The following is a 17,986-nucleotide window of genomic DNA, read 5'->3' on the forward strand; positions in this document are numbered from 1 at the left end:
TCAATTTCGAACTATGCAGTTCAAAATATTATCCGGTATTAGCCCCGGTTTCCCGGAGTTATCCCAGTCTTATGGGTAGGTTACCCACGTGTTACTCACCCGTCCGCCGCTAACTTCATAAGAGCAAGCTCTTAATCCATTCGCTCGACTTGCATGTATTAGGCACGCCGCCAGCGTTCATCCTGAGCCAGGATCAAACTCTCCAATAAAGTTAGTTTGTCTAGCATCTAAAAATAAAAATTGACGTTTACGTTGTTTGTTTCGTTCAGTTTTCAAAGAACTACTTAGTCGCTCATTTGCGACTTCCTTATGTTAACATCTTCATTTTTCGATGTCAACTAAGTTTTTCAATTTCTTTTTTGTCGTTTTCTGCGTTTCCGCATCAGCGACGGTTATTAATATATCATGTAGAAAAACGAAATGCAATAGTTTTTCTAATAAAATTTTTAACTTAGTAAAAAAGCATAAAAACAGCAACTTTCTTCTATATAAGTATAGTTTTTTAATCTGGCATCCACTTAACGAGCAATAATCTCGCTTTCCTTTTAATAGAAGGTTTCTCTCCCCTCAAATAAAGAAATAAAAAAAGCTTTGGAGAAATCTCCAAAGCTTAGTCTTGTTTATGGCGCATAGCTGGGAATAATAGTACGTCACGAATGGATGGTGCGTTTGTTAATAACATAACAAGACGATCAATACCGATTCCTAACCCACCCGTAGGAGGCATACCGTACTCAAGAGCTTCGATATAATCATCATCCATCATGTGAGCTTCGTCATTACCTTGCTCGCGCTCTTTTAGTTGAGCTTCAAAACGTTCTTTTTGATCGATTGGATCATTTAACTCAGTGAATGCATTTGCATGTTCACGCGCAACGATAAATAACTCGAAACGATCTGTGAATCGTGGATCTTCGTCATTCTTTTTCGCAAGTGGCGAAATTTCTACCGGATGACCGTAAATAAATGTTGGTTGGATTAATTTATCTTCTACTTTTTGTTCGAAGAACTCATTAATAATATGACCAACTTCCATTGTATTCTTAATTTCCACATTATGTTCTTTTGCAAGTTCACGCGCTTCTTCTACACTCATTGGATTCCAGAAATCTGCTCCAGAGTGTTGCTTAATTGCATCTACCATATGAAGACGTGTCCATTCTGGCTCTAGATTAATTTCATAATCACCATATTGGATTGTTGTTGTACCCAATACTTTTTTCGCGATATGAGCAACCATATTTTCTGTTAGTTTCATAATATCATTATAATCAGCGTACGCTTCATATAATTCAATCATCGTAAACTCAGGGTTATGACGAGTTGATACACCCTCATTACGGAATACACGGCCGATCTCATAAACCTTTTCTAATCCACCCACAATAAGACGTTTTAAATGAAGTTCAATTGCGATACGCATATATAATTCCATATCTAACGCATTATGGTGTGTAGTGAAAGGACGAGCAGACGCTCCACCTGCAATCGCGTGCATCATAGGCGTTTCCACTTCAAGATAACCGTTGTCATCTAAATATCTTCTCATTTCACGAATAATTTTACTACGGGTAACGAACGTTTCACGGCTTTCCATACTTGTAATTAAGTCCAAGTAACGTTGACGATAGCGTTGTTCAACATCTTTTAATCCATGGTATTTATCCGGTAATGGACGAAGGGATTTCGTTAAAAGTGTAAATCCTATTGCTTTTACTGAAAGTTCTCCAACGTTTGTTTTGAACACTTTACCTTCAATACCTACTAAGTCACCTAAATCTGCTGTCGTAAATAACTCGTACTCTTCATCTCCAACAGTATCTTTACGCACATAAATTTGAACTTGCCCCTGTAAATCTTGAATATGCGCAAATCCCGCTTTTCCTTTACCGCGTTTTGTCATAATACGACCAGCGATAGAAACAGTGATTTCTTTCTCTTCTAATTCTTCTTTAGAGAATTCTCCATATAGACTTACTAAGTCAGTTGTTGAATTTGTGCGTTCAAATCGTTTACCGAACGGATCGATTCCTTGCTCACGTAAATTATGTAGCTTTTCACGACGAACAAGCAATTGGTCGTTTAATTCTTCGTGGTTCATGTTATCCATGATATTAATATCACTCCAGCTCTATTAATTTTTACAATATATACAGTATAGCATTTTCTACTCAACTAGAAAAACTGCCAGCAACTAACTGGCAGTTCTTCTTTCTTTCACGTAATTATAGGAAGTGTATAGAAGAATGTCAATCTCCTATGCCCCCTTATTAACCAACATAAATTGTTTGTTGTTTCGCTTCTACTTCTTCTACAAATGCACCTAATACATTCGCAAGGTCCTCACGTGTGTCGCAAGTATTGATACCATTACGCACACTCGCATTACCACGAACACCTTTTAAATACCAAGCTGCATGCTTTCTCATCTCTCTTACGGCAACATTTTCGTTCTTTAAATCGATAAGACGATCTAGATGCAACATACATACATCAATTTTCTCACGCACTGTTGGTTCCGGCATTAACTCACCTGTCTCTAAATACTTTACCGTACGATAAATCATCCACGGATCTCCAAGAGCAGCGCGACCAATCATAACACCATCTACACCAATTTCATCAAGCATACGCTTTGCATCTTGTGGTGTTTCGACATCACCATTTCCGATAACCGGAATATTTACAGCCTGCTTTACTTGTTTAATAATATTCCAATCCGCTTTACCTTCATACATTTGCACTCGTGTACGCCCATGAACCGCTATCGCTTGTCCACCAGCACGCTCAACAGCTCTAGCATTTTCTATTGCGAAAATATGTTCTTCATCCCAACCAATACGCATTTTAACTGTAACTGGCTTTTCAACAGCATCTACAACCGCCGCTACCATCTCATATATTTTATTTGGGTCTAAAAGCCACTTTGCTCCTGCATCACACTTAGTGATTTTCGGTACTGGGCACCCCATATTAATATCAATAATGTCTGCTGTCGTATATTTATCTACGTATTTCGCAGCATCTACAAGAGTTTCTTTCTCTCCACCAAAAATTTGTAAACTTAATGGCTTTTCTCTCTCATCGATATATAACATATCTAATGTTCTTTTGTTATTAAGTAATATTGCCTTATCGCTTACCATTTCAGCACAAACTAAACCTGCACCAAATTCTTTTACCGTCAAACGGAATGCAGAGTTACACACTCCCGCCATCGGTGCTAGTACAACTGGATTTTTCATCTCAATATTTGCAATCTTTAACACCCGACTTACTCCTTCCTTTACGGTCACTTTGGCATCAATTCGTCTATTGAAACGTTTAATGTTTTAGCGACTTCTACTACAAAATCTTGGGAAGGTGATCTATTGCCCCTCTCAACTTCACCTAAAACCGATACAGATACCCCTAATTCTTTCGCAAAACCTTCTTGCGTATAGCCTTTTAGCTTTCGAAAAGCACGAATGCGTCTTCCCCATTTTTCTGCTTCCATACCGTTACTCCCTCTCGCCTTTTCATTTCTTCTACTTGTGAACGTGAAATGTCTTGTTTTATATCTTGATTGATTTCTAACAACGGAACGATAACAAAAGCTCTTTCGAACATCCGCGGATGCGGAACAATAAGATTCTCTGCTTCAATATTTTCTTGATTATATAGTAAAATGTCAAGGTCGATGGTCCTCGGGCCCCATCTAATTTCCCTTTTTCTTCCTAGGTCATTCTCTACCCTTTGTGTTACTTTCAATAATTCTTGCGGTGATAAATTGGTAGAAATTTTTATAACTAAATTTAAAAAGCAATTTTGGTCAGTATAGCCAACCGGATCAGTTTCATATACAGACGAAACATCATCAACTTGGATATGCTGGTTTTTATTTAAAAACTGAATTGCTTCAGTTAAATAAGTATAACGCTCCCCAATATTGGAACCTAATGCAATGTACGCTATATTATTCATGGACGCTCTCTCGTAATTTCTACAGCTACAGCACGATAATGTCCTGGTATCGGCGGATCCGGTTTAATTACCTTAATTGTACACCGTGAAATACTCTCATATTGTTTCAATATATCTGTAGCGATATTTTCAGCGATACTCTCTACAAGCTTATACGTTCTATCTTCAACAACTTTTCTACACAGCTCAAAAAGTTCCCCGTAATTGACAGAATGCTTTAAGTCGTCACTTTCTCCTGCGCGTTTTAAATCCAACTCCACCGTTAAATCTACTTTAAATCTCTGACCTAATTTATTCTCTTCTGGGAATACACCATGATAACCGTAAAACTCCATATCATGGATATAAATTTTATCCAATTACTTTACCCCCTTACCAATCATCGCGTCCATCATCTTAGCCATACGCGCCATTTCTTTCACATCATGAACACGGATAAACTCACAGCCCTTTTCAATACCAAGACAAACGGTAGCTCCCGTTCCTTCAAGACGTTCCTCCACTGGTAAATCTAACACATGGCCAATAAAGGACTTTCTTGAAGTACCTAAGAGAACTGGGTAACCCAGTACATTTAACTGTTCTAAATTGCGCATCGCTTCTAAATTTTGCTCAGGTGTTTTCGCAAAACCGATACCTGGGTCTAAAATAATATTCTCATCTCGCACACCAGCATCTTTAGCAATTTTAATACTTTCATACAAATCAGCAATCATATCGGCCATTAAATTGCGGTAATTCATATTATCTCGGTTATGCATTAAGATAATGGGCACATCATAATAGGCTGCAACTTCAGCAATCCCCGGTTCCGCCTTTGCTCCCCAAATATCATTAATAATATGAGCACCAGCTTCAATCGCTTGTTTCGCAACCTCAGCTTTATACGTATCAATAGAAATAGGTAGCTTTACTTCTTTTGACACTGCCTGAATCATTGGAACAACTCGCTTTATTTCCTCTTCTACTGAAACTTTAGCGAAACCCGGACGGGTAGATTCGCCGCCAATATCAATAATATGGACACCTTCACTTTTCATTTCTTTCGCATGTCGCACCGCAGCATCTACTTCGTTGTAACTCCCACCATCAGAAAATGAATCTGGCGTTACATTTAATATCCCCATAATTAATGTCTTTTCATTTAAGTTCAATGTATATTCGCCGCAGCGCAAATCATAATCCCACTTCAAACTACACATCTCCTCTTCGCAATTCATTTCTGCTCCACAATTTCTCTCTCTGCACTCCATAAAGATCCATAAGTCTTTTTGTAACCACTCCCACTTTACCCGGGAAATCTTTCTCCTCTATACGATAAAGGGGGACAATCTCTTGAATAGAGTTCGTTACGAACACTTCATCCGCTGAAAGCAATTCATCTTTTGTAAAGAAACCTTCCTTTACTTCTATATCTAGCTCTTCAGCAGCCTTTATAATAAACGCACGAGTGATTCCGTTTAAAATCCCTGTTTCTAATGAAGGAGTATATAAAATATCTCCTTTAACAAAAAAGAGATTCGAAACAATACCCTCTGCAACATAACCTGTTTCGGTAAGAAAAATACCTTCCTTATTCACAACATTTCCAATTTCGCGTTTCCCTAAAATATTATTTAAATAATGATGGGACTTCAAGCGAAATGCACCCTCTGGTGTATTTCTCACTTGCTTTAAAATAACTCCTTCTTTTTCCACTACATTCCCTGGAGCTGCTAAAGGTTTTATAAAAACAATAACAGACGGTTCTTCATATACTTCCGTTTGTAATCCTATTTCATCTATACCCGCCGATACATTTAAGCGCACATATGCATGCTTTAACCCATTCTTAACAAGTAGATTCTTTAAAATAAGCATCACTTCATCTTTTGTCATTGTCCATTTGATTTGCAATATATCGAGCGCATCCATTAAGCGTTCATAATGATCATCCAATAAAAAGAGATGACCATTATAAATACGAAATGTCTCAAAAACCCCAAGTCCATATAGGTAACCGTGGTCATAAGGAGAAATTTTCGCTTCACTCGCTTCTACATACGCGCCATTTACGTAAATTAACACGATGTCACACTTGGGCTATATTTGCGAATGAAATTCTGTAGCAATTCTTTCCCGTGAGAAGTCATAATAGATTCCGGATGGAATTGCACCCCTTCAATCGGCAACGTTTTATGACGAAGCGCCATAATTTCACCTTCTTCAGTCCAAGATGTTATCTCTAAACAATTCGGTAACGTCTCTTTTTTAACGATAAGAGAGTGATAACGTGTCGCGGTAAATGGATTTGGGATATCAGAAAAAATCGTCTGCCCATCATGATGCATTAAAGATGTTTTTCCATGCATCAAACGCTCTGCCCTGACAACATCCCCTCCAAATACTTGTGCAATTGATTGATGTCCAAGACAGACCCCAAAAATCGGGAGCTTACCTGCAAAATATTTAATAACATCCATACTGATTCCCGCCTCATTAGGACTACATGGACCTGGCGAAATCATTAAAAAATCCGGTTTCATATTCTCAATATCCGAAATAGTCACTTCATCATTACGCCTAACAACAAGCTCTTGTCCAAGTTCTCCAAGAAACTGCACTAAATTAAATGTAAAAGAATCATAATTATCAATCATTAATATCATTTCTCTCACCTAACCGTTTCTTCGCTACTTTCTTTTGCACGCCATAAAGCGATTGCTTTTTTTAACGACTCTTTATATTCATTTTTTGGATTTGAATCAATTACAATACCCGCTCCAGCTTGCACATGCGCTTGTCCATCTTTAGCAAGTAGTGTTCGGATTACAATATTCAATTCCGTATCTCCAGAATAACCAATCCAACCAATTGACCCTGTATAAATTCCTCGGCGAACAGGTTCTAATTCTTCAATAATTTCCATCGTACGTATTTTCGGGGCACCGGTAATTGTCCCACCAGGAAATACAGCCTTCACCAAATCGAAAGCATCTTTATCTGCTTCCACCTCACCACGCACATTAGAAACAATATGCATAACGTGTGAGTATTTTTCAATCACCATAAATTCATCTACTTCAACAGTGCCATATTTACAAACCCGGCCCAAGTCATTTCGTTCTAAATCCACAAGCATTACATGCTCTGCTCTTTCCTTTTCATTTTCAATTAATTCTTTCGCTAATTCTTCATCCTCTTGCTCACTTGCTCCTCGAGAGCGCGTACCAGCAATCGGTCTTGTACTCACTTCTTTTCCTTGCTTTTTAATTAGCAATTCAGGCGAAGCACTAACAATTTGAAAATCTCCAAACTCCAAGTAACCCATATATGGAGATGGATTAATTTCACGAAGACTTGTATATATTTCTAATGGATGTGTTTGTAATGTTTTTTCTTGTCTTGTCGACAAGTTTACTTGAAACACATCACCCGCTCCAATATATTCTTGAATACGTTCAACGGCCTTCATAAAGCCCTCTTCCGTAAAAGCGACTGCTTCATTTTTCTTTTCAGGACATTCAAACGGCATAGTCACTTCGGGGGCTTCTTTCATCCAAAGACCCTTCCATTCATTTAATCGTTCTTCTGCCTCTTCACACTCATCTACATAATGCGTAATAATCCATAATACTTTCTCCTGTTGATCATACACAAACACGTCATCAAATAACAAAAAGAATATGTCAGGTATATTAATATCATCCTCCGCAAGAGAAGAAAGTTTTTCAATATAACGGATACAATCATAACTAAAGTATCCAATTGCCCCACCTTGAAAAGGTGGGTACTCCGGATTATAATCCGTTTTCCATTTCTCCATATACGCTTGCATTAAATCTAATGGATTCCCTCGCTCTATTGTTTCCTTACCACTTTCACTTATATGTAACGTCTCATTCTTACCCTGAATTACCGCTACTGGATCCAGCCCAACAATGTTATAACGACCACCACGTCCACTTTCTAACAAAATATGTTGCGGCTTATCCTGAGAAAGAAATTTATATTGCTTAAAGAAATCTAACTGATATGGAATAGAAAGCGCTAAAGATTTTCTTCGTTGCATATCAACACCCCGTCTTCTGTTATCCCACCCTCTTAAGCCAATCAACTCAAACTACATAAAATTATTTATATAGAGAATGATTATACTTGAGGGCTAGTGAAAATAAATTAATTATACTACTTCTTATTTTACATGAAGTTTTCTAGTCATTCACTCTTTTCCTTTTTCCAATCGAAAAAGAAAAAGCATCCTTTTTTAAGGATGCTTTTCAAATCACATTCAATTATGACTCAAATTGATAAAGTGGTGTACTTAAATAACGTTCACCGTTACTTGGGATAATAACAAGTACCTTTTTCCCTTTACCTAATTTCTTCGCAACTTCTGTCGCTGCATAAACGACTGCTCCCGAAGAGATACCAACTAAAATACCTTCTTCTTTAGCCACTCTTCTCGCATATTCGAACGCTTGCTCCGTTTTCACTTGAATAATTTCATCATATACCTCTACATCCAATGTCTCCGGAACAAACCCCGCTCCAATTCCTTGGATCTTATGTGGTCCTGGCTTTCCACCAGATAATACTGGTGAATCCGCAGGTTCTACCGCGTAAATTTTGATATCTTTATAAGCCTCTTTCAGCACTTCACCGGCACCTGTAATTGTTCCACCTGTACCAATACCTGCGATAAACGCATCTAATTGATCCCCCATCTGTTCAACAATTTCTGGACCTGTTGTTATACGATGGATTTCTGGATTCGCTTGATTTTGGAACTGTTGTGGTATAAAGTACCCATGTTCTTCTGCTAATTCAGTTGCCTTTCGAATTGCTCCGCCCATTCCTTCAGGTCCTGGAGTCAATACTAATTCAGCACCGTAAGCGCGTAATAAATTACGACGCTCAATACTCATTGTTTCTGGCATTACTAAAATTGCCTTATATCCTTTAGCAGCTGCTACCATCGCTAAGCCAATACCTGTGTTACCACTTGTCGGCTCAATGATTGTATCGCCCTCTTTTAATAATCCTTTATTTTCAGCATCTTCAATCATAGCTAACGCGATACGATCTTTAACACTGCTCCCCGGATTCATAAATTCTAATTTTAAGTATACATCTGCGCTGTCTGATTCTACGATGCGGTTCAACTTAACGATCGGCGTTTTCCCGATTAATTCTGAAACTGATTGTGCCACTCGCATTCCTGTCACTCCTAACACCGAGTATTTTTATTGGTTTTATCTATATTTAGATTTTGTCAGAAAATTCCCTGTTTGTCAATCTATTTGGGCGGCTGATTCTCCACCTAAACTTCTTTATTACAGCTTCTCAATTAGACTTGTAATATCTTCTTTAGCGAATTTATGTCGTTCATTACAGAAGTGACAGTGAACTTCCGTCTCTTCTTCTTCTGCACGAATTTGTTCTAACTCCGCTTTACCTAAACTAATTAGCACACTTTCAATACGCTCACGTGAACATGTACAATTAAATTGAACATCCATTGTTTCTAGCACTTTCACTTTATCTTCTCCAAGCACTTCATACAGTAATTCTTCTGGAGAAAGACCTTGTTCGATTAATTGTGATACCGGCGGGATTTGTTGAAGACGCTCTTCAATAAATGAAATTGTTTCTTCCTGCGCACCTGGCATAATTTGAAGAATGAATCCACCCGCCGCTAATACGCTATCATCTCCATTTACAAGAACACCAACACCTACAGAAGAAGGTGTCTGCTCAGAAACCGCGAAATAATATGTGAAATCTTCCCCTAGTTCTCCTGAAACAATGGGAGATTGACCAATAAACGGTTCACGCATACCGATATCTTTAATTACCGTTACAAACCCTTCTGTACCTACCGCTTGATATACACGTAATTTCCCTTGTTCCGTTCCTTCAAAATCAACATGCGGATTCGTTACATAACCACGTACATCCCCATTTGCATGAGCATCGACTAAAATAGGACCAATCGGGCCGTTACCCTCTACTTTAATCGTTAACTTCTGCTCGCCTTTTAACATAGCACCCATCATTGTACCCGCAGTTAAAGAACGACCAAGTGCCGCTGAAGCTGTTCTCCATGTATCATGACGCTTTTGCGCCTCACTTACTGTATTTGTTGTACGTACACTATAAGCACGAACCTCTCCATTAAACGCTAACGCTTTTACTAAATAATCTTTCATACTTATTTATTCACCCTTCTCATGTTGTAAATTTGCATTACGCTCATATAACATATACAAACCTTTTAACGTTAAAAACGGATCTACAATATCAATTACATTTGATTCTTCTGAAATTAATTTTGCTAATCCACCTGTTGCAATAACTTTCGGTTCTTGCTTAGCTTCTTCCTTCATACGCTTAACAATACCTTCCACTTGTCCAACGTATCCATAAAGAATACCTGATTGCATTGCACTTACTGTATTCTTCCCGATAACACTACCCGGTTTTGTAATTTCAATACGAGGAAGCTTTGCTGCCCTGCTATATAAAGCCTCTGCCGAAATCATAATTCCTGGCGTAATGACGCCACCCATATAATGCTTCTCTTCGTTAATATAACAATATGTAGTAGCCGTACCAAAATCAACAATAATAAGCGGACTTCCATATAAGTGGATTCCTGCTACTGCATTTACAATTCGGTCCGCGCCTACTTCACGTGGATTTTCATATTTAATATTCAAGCCAGTTTTTATCCCAGGCCCCACTACAAGCGGTTTAATTTTAAAATACTTTTCACACATACGCTCTAAAGCGAACATAATTGGCGGTACGACTGAAGACACAATAATACCTTTCACATCTTCAAAAGAAAGACCTTCATGCTCAAGTAACTGCTTTACAAGCATCCCATACTCATCTTCTGTTTTATGACGATCTGTTTCCATGCGCCAATGCTGACGAAGTTCTCCCTCTTCAAACACACCTAGTACCGCATTTGTGTTCCCTACATCCAATACAAAAATCATATTCTCACCACTTATCTTATTTAATCTATATTTGCGCAGTATGTATAAAACTTATAAAAACATCATATCACACATACTTATATAATCATTTTTTCTATACTCATCATTGTACAAAAAGATTACTCTCTATTTCAATTTTTTTTGCCACTTAAATTCATTCCACAAAAAAAAGGAGTGACTATTGTCACTCCTTTTTTCTTACTTATCTTCTGTATCTTCATCGTCTTTCTTCATATTGATGTTTACTTTCACATCATCTGAAGATGTTGGACGCTCAGGTAATCTGCCATAATCATATAAATGATTAATTTGCTCTGCATCTAATGTTTCTACTTCAAGTAACGTTTTCGCGATAATATCAAGCTTATCTCGTTTTTCAGTAAGAATTTGTTTCGCACGAGCATAACAGTCTTTAATAATTATTTGCATTTCCACATCAATTTCATGCGCGATTGCATCACTGTAGTTTTGTTCTGAATGGAAGTCTCTTCCTAAGAATACCTGACCACCTTGTGAGCTACCAAATTGCATCGGTCCAAGCTTATCACTCATCCCGAATTCTGTAACCATACGTCTTGCAATACCAGTCGCACGTTGGAAGTCGTTGTGAGCACCTGTACTTGCTTCACCAAATACAATCTCCTCAGCTACTCGGCCACCAAGTAAACCAGTGATTTTATCAAGTAACTCTGGTTTTGTCATGAAGTAACGATCTTCCTTCGGAAGCATTACCGCATATCCACCAGCTTGACCACGAGGGACAATTGTTACTTTATGAACGATATCTGCTTCATCAAGGACAACACCAATTACAGTATGGCCAGCCTCATGGAATGCAACGATATTACGTTCTTTTTCAGAGATAACGCGACTTTTCTTAGCTGGACCTGCAATAACACGATCCGTCGCTTCATCGATGTCACTCATATCAATTTTCTTCTTATCTTGACGCGCAGCTACTAAAGCAGCTTCGTTTAATAAGTTTTCAAGATCGGCACCAGAGAATCCTGGTGTACGAGTTGCAATTGCTCTTAAGTTGACATTCTCATCAAGCGGTTTATTACGAGCGTGTACCTTAAGTACAGCTTCACGACCATTTACATCTGGACGATCTACTGTAATTTGACGGTCAAAACGACCTGGACGTAATAACGCTGGATCAAGAATATCAGGACGGTTTGTCGCAGCGATGATAATAATACCTTCATTTGCACCGAATCCATCCATTTCAACAAGCAATTGGTTCAACGTTTGTTCACGCTCATCATGACCACCGCCAAGACCCGCGCCACGTTGACGTCCTACTGCATCAATTTCATCAATGAAAATGATACAAGGAGCATTTTTCTTTGCATTTTCAAATAAATCACGTACACGGGATGCACCGACACCGACGAACATCTCTACGAAGTCAGAACCACTAATAGAGAAGAACGGAACGCCTGCTTCACCTGCAACAGCACGTGCTAGTAAAGTTTTACCTGTACCTGGAGGTCCCACTAATAGAACACCCTTCGGAATACGGGCACCAACTTCAGCGAACTTACGAGGGTCTTTCAAGAATTCAACTACCTCAACAAGTTCTTGTTTCTCTTCATCCGCTCCAGCAACATCTCTGAAACGAATTTTTTTCTTTTCATCATTGTATAGCTTCGCCTTACTTTTCCCGAAGTTCATAACACGGCTACCGCCGCCCTGAGCTTGGTTTAATAAGAAGAAGAATAAAATGAAGATAATGACAAACGGAATGATAGAAGTAAAGAACGTTACCCAAGCACTTGTTTCTTCTGCTGGTTGATACTTAACTTCAGCCCCTTGCGCTTTATCATTAATTTTCTTTTGTAATTCCTCAGTATTTGGTGCATAAGTAACAAATTGTTCTCCTTGGCTAGAAGTCTTGAATTGTCCCTTTACCTCAAACACACCATTTTTCGGTTGAAGCTGCACATTACGCACTTCACCTTTTTCAAGTTGAGTAATGAATTTATCGTAGCTAACTGATGTCGTTTTTTGCGTCGAACCATTAAAATAGCTCACGATTCCAATTACTACTAAGAATATCAGTAAATAAAAGATGGTATTACGGAAGATACGATTCATTCCTAACCTCCTCTCACGGCATAAACACTATAGTAAATCGTAACATAAAAAAAATTTCCTATACAATTGTAACGCCTATATTTAATTAATTTGAGTAAACACTTGGTTTTAATACTCCTACATAAGGAAGATTACGGTACTGCTCTTTATAATCTAATCCATATCCTACAACAAATTCATGAGGAACAGTAAATCCAACATAATCTGCTTTCAGATCAACCTTACGGCCTGTTGGCTTATCTAATAAAGTAACAATTTTTACAGATTTCGCTTTACGATATTTAAACAGATCCACTAAATAGCTTAGTGTAAGACCGCTATCAATAATATCTTCAACGATTAAAATATCGCGACCTTCTACCGAAGTATCAAGATCTTTTAAGATTTTTACTTCGCCTGTCGAAACTGTAGAGTGACCGTAGCTAGATACAGCCATAAAATCCATTTCAAGATATGTATCTGTTCTCTTTAATAAATCTGCCATAAATGGCATTGCACCCTTTAGTACACCAATCGCAAGAGGTACTGTATTTTTGTAATCCTCTGCAATTACTGCACCTAGTTCGTGCACCTTTTCTTGTATTTGTTCTTCAGAAATTAATACTTTTTCGATATCTTGATTCATCATTTCATTATCCTCCCGGAAGACTCCTTGCTTTTGTAGTGAATAATCATGTATTTACCCTTCTTTGCTAGCTCTTTCGAAGTAGCAAACGCAGATCGTTTCAACAAGGGTACCCAAATAATATTTCCACTTGCGTCACAAACGATCGGCCATTCTTCTCTTTTTTCTTTTGGTACTTTTGCTTCGATAAAAACAGCTTTTATCTTTTTTGTACCATCCATACCTTGCATTGACATGCGATCTCCATTTTCCCTAGACCGAATACGAAGTGGATACGATATATCATTATACTTAGCAACAAATACTGTTTCATTCATGTTACTCGGTATATCTTCGCTCACCTCTGTTACAAGTTTATCCCCATTCGGCAATATAATTGTCCCAGGTACTGATAAATCTTGCGAAAAAGGAGAAACAATTTCTTGTTTAAATCCAAAACCACATTCTTCGTATGTGCGAACAATTTTCAAACCACCTGGAAAATCTAGTGAACCTGAAGGTTGTGCCCGCTTAAAAAATTCAATCACCTTGTCAATATGTATAGAAGAAAGCGAAGATGGAATCTTATATTCATAAAGATAGTTTAATATTAGTTGAATCCCTCTTCTTTGTAAAGGCATAGACATGGATTCAAAGGCAGGAATTGATAAGCTAATTTGTTTATCGCTTTTTTTTGTAATTACTTTATTCATTTTCTCAAAAGCTAATTCCTGCAAATAAGCCTCATCCTCTTGCATCTGCACGCTAAATTTTTGAAATTTCTCATGCATTTGTGGATTTTCTTCTTTCAAATAAGGAAGGACATATTTACGTAATCGATTCCTTGTATATACTTCTTTTTTATTACTCGGATCTATACGCGGAATAACTTTTAATTTATTACAGTAATCAACAATTTCTTCCTTAGTTACCCCAAGTAACGGCCTAATTAAATATCCATTATGAAAAGATCGCTTCACTGCAATTCCTGCGTATCCTTTCGGAGTACTCCCTCGTACAAGGCGCATTAAAATCGTCTCTACTTGATCATCTCCATGGTGACCAAGAGCTACATATCTCGCATCATATTTCTTCATTATTCTTTCCAAAAATGCATATCTGCATTCTCTAGCTGCAACTTGTGCATTCATTCCATATTGCTGTTGATATTGCGACACATTAATCCTTAGCGTTTCACAAATAACTCCTAGCTCTTTGCAAAGACCCTGTACAAACTGTAAATCCTCATAAGATTCATTACCTCTAAACATATGGTCTACATGTGCTACTACAATTTCTAGCTGTTTTTCTGCCCTTTTTTCTAACAAATAATATAAAAGAGCCAAAGAGTCAGGACCACCAGAAACCCCTACAACAATTGTTGAATGTTTCTTTAATACATCATGCTGCTTTACAAAGTCATCTACTTTTTCAACAAATGCATCTTTCAACTTCGCAATCACCTTTCATTAAACAAGAACAACAACATTAGTTACCTTGTATATAATGGTACAACTTTTACAAACATTGTGCAAAAAAAAGATGTACAAAATCCATATTTTTATCTTACATCCCTCCTGTATATTTAACAAAGTAATCACATTACCTTTTTAATCAAAAAAACCTAGGCATCTACCTAGGTTTTTTGATTATTTTATTGCGCCTGCATTCCTACTATTGGAATCGTAGCCCACTTCGGCATATTTTTCTTTACTTTCGCCACCACAATAGTCATATCATCATTTATATAACCATCACCAGAGCGAATTACTTCTTCCATAATAATATCAGCGATTTCCTGTGGGTCCTCTGTTTGTAGTTCTTTAATTTTACGTTTTATCCATAATTCGTGATTCTCCACATGTTGCGCTCCCTCAAAGATGCCGTCACTCATCATGATAAGAAGATCACCCGTTTTTAATTGCTCACCAACCACATCAACTTCAACATCTTCAATGATTCCCATCGGTAAATTACTTGCCTCAATTTTCAAAATATTATTTCCGCGTTTAACAAAACTCGGCGTCGATCCAATCTTTAAAAACTTCGCACTCGCATCTCTTAAATCTACCATAGCCAAGTCAAGCGTTGTATACATCTCCTCTGTCGTCCTTAAAGAAAGAATCGAATTGATGGACTTAATCGCTATTTCTTCATCAATACCTGATTGAAGTATCTTTTGTAATAATTTTACCGTTTCCCTACTCTCCATATGAGCCCTTTGTCCATTTCCCATACCATCACTAATCGCAAGTGCATATTTACCAACGCTCAAATCCATCATCGCGTAGGAATCACCTGAAATAAACCCACCACCTTTTGCAGCTGTGGCCAATCCTGTATCAAGAGAATACGTCTTCGCTGAACCAAATGATATTAAACTGTGCCCATTTGGATATGAGGATTTCTCTTCATGCTTAACGACGATATTCTCTTTTAAAATATCTGAAAGCATTGGAGCAACCAACTTCTCACATTCCCCATGTTCATTAGATGCAGCCGGAATCAACATTTCAATATCAATACTTCCTCTATCTAAACAATAAATATCAACATGCTCCACTTCGACACCAAAATCACGAAACGCTTGTAAAATTTGCTCCTCCTGCGCTTGATGGTTCTCTCTTTCTCGTTGTATCTCCTTAGCGAAATCCTCCATCACTTTTGATACACCCAGTAATTGCTCCGCTACAATTCTACGATTTTCCTTCATTTGTTTTCTTAATTTCTGCCCCTCATAGAAGTGATCTAATTCACCTGCTACTAAATCCGTTACTTTCTTCCCTCTCACACAATGCTTGTCCCATTCACGAACTAACTTCCGATTATGCTGCAGCGTTCCTTCTTCTGTTTCACTCATTATTTGTTTCATATAATCGTATGTTTTATCAAAATTAACTACCCAACATTGATCCTTCTTAAAGCATGTTTGACATGTTTTTGCAGTAATTGTACTTAAAAATAAATCAGCTTCTGTTTCTTTATCTTCCTCCTCCACATACCCGTATACAGAAAAGCTATTAGACAAAGCAGCAAATACATTAGCAAATTGATTGATTTTGTTTGCTGTAACATCGCGCACTCTTCTTAAATATTGTTGTTGATCCTGTGAATGTTCCTGTGTACCCGGCATAAATTTAGCAATACGATCCATAACAAGCTTCGGTGTTAATAAGAAGAAAACAATCGCTACACCAGATTCAATTAAAGTTGTTACAATACTTGTTTGCTTGTCTACATATAATGTAATTAAGCTTGTACCAATTAATAAACCTAAACTAACTCCTATACGCTTCCCTTCTTTTAACAATCCCCCAAGCAATCCTGAAAAGGCAAGGAGACTAAGTTGAGACAAGCTCGCCACATTTGCTAAACTTAATATTAACCCAGTGACAACTCCTACCGTGGACCCTGTAGCTGCCCCTGCAATAAAGGCAAATACTAATACTAAATATCTAGTGAAAATATGTTGAATAGAAGCATCATAAACAAACCAATCTGTTGTGCCCGTTAAAACAGATGCTAGTAATATAATTAAACAAACAATTTCTTCTGTTTCTAACGCTTGTTGCTTCCCTTTCCTTTCCACTAAAAGCGGAACACTTTGTAAAAATATCATCGTTAATACGAAGCTAAGCCCCGCTTCGATCGTACTGACGAGCAGATCATACATGGTGACGGTTTGCTGTGCAAAATATACAACAACTAAATGTGCGGTTAATGCGGAGATAAATACTTGGAATGGTACAAGTCCAACAGTTTTACGTGTAAACCGACTAAAGAAGATATTATAAATAAAGAAGGTAAAGATAGATGCAAAAGTAAAAAATAAATTATCTATTGAAACTGAAAGTGCTCCCCCCATTAGGGCTAAGAACGCGAGCGGCATTTTATCTCGCTTCATAACATAAACAGCAGCAAAAAACGGCAATGCAAACGGTAAAATGTTTGTTAATATATATGCTCGTCCCAAAAGAAAACCAATAACAGCAATAATGAATCCCCATCTAAAGAAAACCTTTTCAAACTTCATTCGCAACTTACTCGTCCACTTTATTGTTCCAAGCTGACTTTCATTCATCGCCAATGCACTTGTATTCATAGTATTCCTTCCTGCTTTAGGCATATTTTTAACACCACCTGCATAGTTTAATTACTGTTATTATAAAAGATGATTATTGGTTTTTTTGTCAAAACAACAGTTTTGACTTTTATAATCGTTCGACTTTTTATTCGAAATAAATCTACATATATACATAGTATTTGATTTATTTAAAGTGAGTTGAAAGAATGTTCAGAAAATATAGGGTGATTTTGTAGAAGTATTGTACGT

Annotated in this window: 16 protein-coding genes and 1 rRNA gene; all 17 read right to left on the bottom strand. The window is 37.5% G+C overall.

The features are described 5' to 3' along the window. A 16S ribosomal RNA gene (locus AC1DS7_RS25945) occupies positions 1 to 209 on the bottom strand; the annotation flags it as partial. A 401-nt stretch (positions 210 to 610) separates the two neighbouring features. Continuing rightward, positions 611 to 2,110 carry a lysine--tRNA ligase gene (lysS, locus tag AC1DS7_RS25950; RefSeq protein WP_002009709.1) on the bottom strand — a complete coding sequence of 500 codons (1,500 nt, stop codon included), beginning with the start codon at positions 2,108 to 2,110 and terminating at the stop codon, positions 611 to 613. A 160-nt stretch (positions 2,111 to 2,270) separates the two neighbouring features. After that, positions 2,271 to 3,269: a tRNA dihydrouridine synthase DusB gene (gene dusB, locus AC1DS7_RS25955; protein ID WP_002009708.1), complete on the bottom strand. Its 999-nt coding sequence runs from the start codon at positions 3,267 to 3,269 to the stop codon at positions 2,271 to 2,273. A 23-nt stretch (positions 3,270 to 3,292) separates the two neighbouring features. Next, positions 3,293 to 3,496 carry a helix-turn-helix domain-containing protein gene (locus AC1DS7_RS25960; RefSeq protein ID WP_002009706.1) on the bottom strand — a complete coding sequence of 68 codons (204 nt, stop codon included), beginning with the start codon at positions 3,494 to 3,496 and terminating at the stop codon, positions 3,293 to 3,295. Beyond that, the gene (folK, locus tag AC1DS7_RS25965; RefSeq protein ID WP_002138868.1) at positions 3,448 to 3,963 is read right to left on the bottom strand and encodes a 2-amino-4-hydroxy-6-hydroxymethyldihydropteridine diphosphokinase; all 516 of its coding nucleotides are present in this window, start codon (positions 3,961 to 3,963) and stop codon (positions 3,448 to 3,450) included. The genes AC1DS7_RS25960 and folK overlap by 49 nt, the downstream gene beginning before the upstream one ends. Next, a complete protein-coding gene (gene folB, locus AC1DS7_RS25970; protein WP_012260171.1) occupies positions 3,960 to 4,322 on the bottom strand; it encodes a dihydroneopterin aldolase in 363 nt (120 codons plus the stop codon). The genes folK and folB overlap by 4 nt, the downstream gene beginning before the upstream one ends. Beyond that, positions 4,323 to 5,183: a dihydropteroate synthase gene (gene folP / locus AC1DS7_RS25975; protein ID WP_012260170.1), complete on the bottom strand. Its 861-nt coding sequence runs from the start codon at positions 5,181 to 5,183 to the stop codon at positions 4,323 to 4,325. It lies immediately after the preceding gene. Further along, positions 5,158 to 6,030 (bottom strand): aminodeoxychorismate lyase, encoded by an 873-nt coding sequence (pabC, locus tag AC1DS7_RS25980; protein WP_002091560.1) that lies wholly within the window; start codon positions 6,028 to 6,030, stop codon positions 5,158 to 5,160. Before pabC ends, folP begins: the two co-directional genes overlap by 26 nt. Next, positions 6,024 to 6,611 carry an aminodeoxychorismate/anthranilate synthase component II gene (pabA, locus tag AC1DS7_RS25985; RefSeq protein WP_002029312.1) on the bottom strand — a complete coding sequence of 196 codons (588 nt, stop codon included), beginning with the start codon at positions 6,609 to 6,611 and terminating at the stop codon, positions 6,024 to 6,026. Before pabA ends, pabC begins: the two co-directional genes overlap by 7 nt. Before the next feature lie 5 nt (positions 6,612 to 6,616). Next, positions 6,617 to 8,014, bottom strand: coding sequence for an anthranilate synthase component I (trpE, locus tag AC1DS7_RS25990; RefSeq protein ID WP_012260169.1), 1,398 nt, complete (start codon positions 8,012 to 8,014; stop codon positions 6,617 to 6,619). Between the two features lie 223 nt (positions 8,015 to 8,237). Continuing rightward, the gene (cysK, locus tag AC1DS7_RS25995) at positions 8,238 to 9,161 is read right to left on the bottom strand and encodes a cysteine synthase A (protein ID WP_002130221.1); all 924 of its coding nucleotides are present in this window, start codon (positions 9,159 to 9,161) and stop codon (positions 8,238 to 8,240) included. A 117-nt stretch (positions 9,162 to 9,278) separates the two neighbouring features. Next, a complete protein-coding gene (gene hslO / locus AC1DS7_RS26000; protein WP_002009693.1) occupies positions 9,279 to 10,154 on the bottom strand; it encodes a redox-regulated molecular chaperone HslO in 876 nt (291 codons plus the stop codon). A gap of 6 nt (positions 10,155 to 10,160) precedes the next feature. Then, on the bottom strand, positions 10,161 to 10,949 hold the full coding sequence (locus AC1DS7_RS26005) for a type III pantothenate kinase (RefSeq protein WP_002009692.1): 789 nt from the start codon (positions 10,947 to 10,949) through the stop codon (positions 10,161 to 10,163). Between the two features lie 198 nt (positions 10,950 to 11,147). Next, positions 11,148 to 13,049 (bottom strand): ATP-dependent zinc metalloprotease FtsH, encoded by a 1,902-nt coding sequence (gene ftsH, locus AC1DS7_RS26010; protein WP_002091565.1) that lies wholly within the window; start codon positions 13,047 to 13,049, stop codon positions 11,148 to 11,150. A gap of 85 nt (positions 13,050 to 13,134) precedes the next feature. Further along, positions 13,135 to 13,677, bottom strand: coding sequence for a hypoxanthine phosphoribosyltransferase (gene hpt, locus AC1DS7_RS26015; RefSeq protein WP_002124550.1), 543 nt, complete (start codon positions 13,675 to 13,677; stop codon positions 13,135 to 13,137). Further along, the gene (tilS, locus tag AC1DS7_RS26020) at positions 13,674 to 15,104 is read right to left on the bottom strand and encodes a tRNA lysidine(34) synthetase TilS (protein ID WP_002107305.1); all 1,431 of its coding nucleotides are present in this window, start codon (positions 15,102 to 15,104) and stop codon (positions 13,674 to 13,676) included. Before tilS ends, hpt begins: the two co-directional genes overlap by 4 nt. Positions 15,105 to 15,307: 203 nt before the next feature. Beyond that, complete coding sequence (gene spoIIE / locus AC1DS7_RS26025; RefSeq protein ID WP_002091571.1) at positions 15,308 to 17,779, bottom strand: stage II sporulation protein E; 2,472 nt, start codon at positions 17,777 to 17,779, stop codon at positions 15,308 to 15,310. Positions 17,780 to 17,986: the final 207 nt, after the last annotated feature.

This window comes from Bacillus sp. P4_E1 (assembly GCF_056401715.1).

Coding starts and splice junctions, on each gene's coding strand:
- AC1DS7_RS26005 (WP_002009692.1), bottom strand. CDS start 10,949: ATGATTTTTGTATTGGATGTAGGGAACACAAATGCGGTACTAGGTGTG.
- hslO (WP_002009693.1), bottom strand. CDS start 10,154: ATGAAAGATTATTTAGTAAAAGCGTTAGCGTTTAATGGAGAGGTTCGT.
- hpt (WP_002124550.1), bottom strand. CDS start 13,677: ATGATGAATCAAGATATCGAAAAAGTATTAATTTCTGAAGAACAAATA.
- folP (WP_012260170.1), bottom strand. CDS start 5,183: ATGAATTGCGAAGAGGAGATGTGTAGTTTGAAGTGGGATTATGATTTG.
- AC1DS7_RS25960 (WP_002009706.1), bottom strand. CDS start 3,496: ATGGAAGCAGAAAAATGGGGAAGACGCATTCGTGCTTTTCGAAAGCTA.
- spoIIE (WP_002091571.1), bottom strand. CDS start 17,779: ATGCCTAAAGCAGGAAGGAATACTATGAATACAAGTGCATTGGCGATG.
- pabA (WP_002029312.1), bottom strand. CDS start 6,611: ATGATATTAATGATTGATAATTATGATTCTTTTACATTTAATTTAGTG.
- cysK (WP_002130221.1), bottom strand. CDS start 9,161: ATGCGAGTGGCACAATCAGTTTCAGAATTAATCGGGAAAACGCCGATC.
- trpE (WP_012260169.1), bottom strand. CDS start 8,014: ATGCAACGAAGAAAATCTTTAGCGCTTTCTATTCCATATCAGTTAGAT.
- ftsH (WP_002091565.1), bottom strand. CDS start 13,049: ATGAATCGTATCTTCCGTAATACCATCTTTTATTTACTGATATTCTTA.
- folK (WP_002138868.1), bottom strand. CDS start 3,963: ATGAATAATATAGCGTACATTGCATTAGGTTCCAATATTGGGGAGCGT.
- lysS (WP_002009709.1), bottom strand. CDS start 2,110: ATGGATAACATGAACCACGAAGAATTAAACGACCAATTGCTTGTTCGT.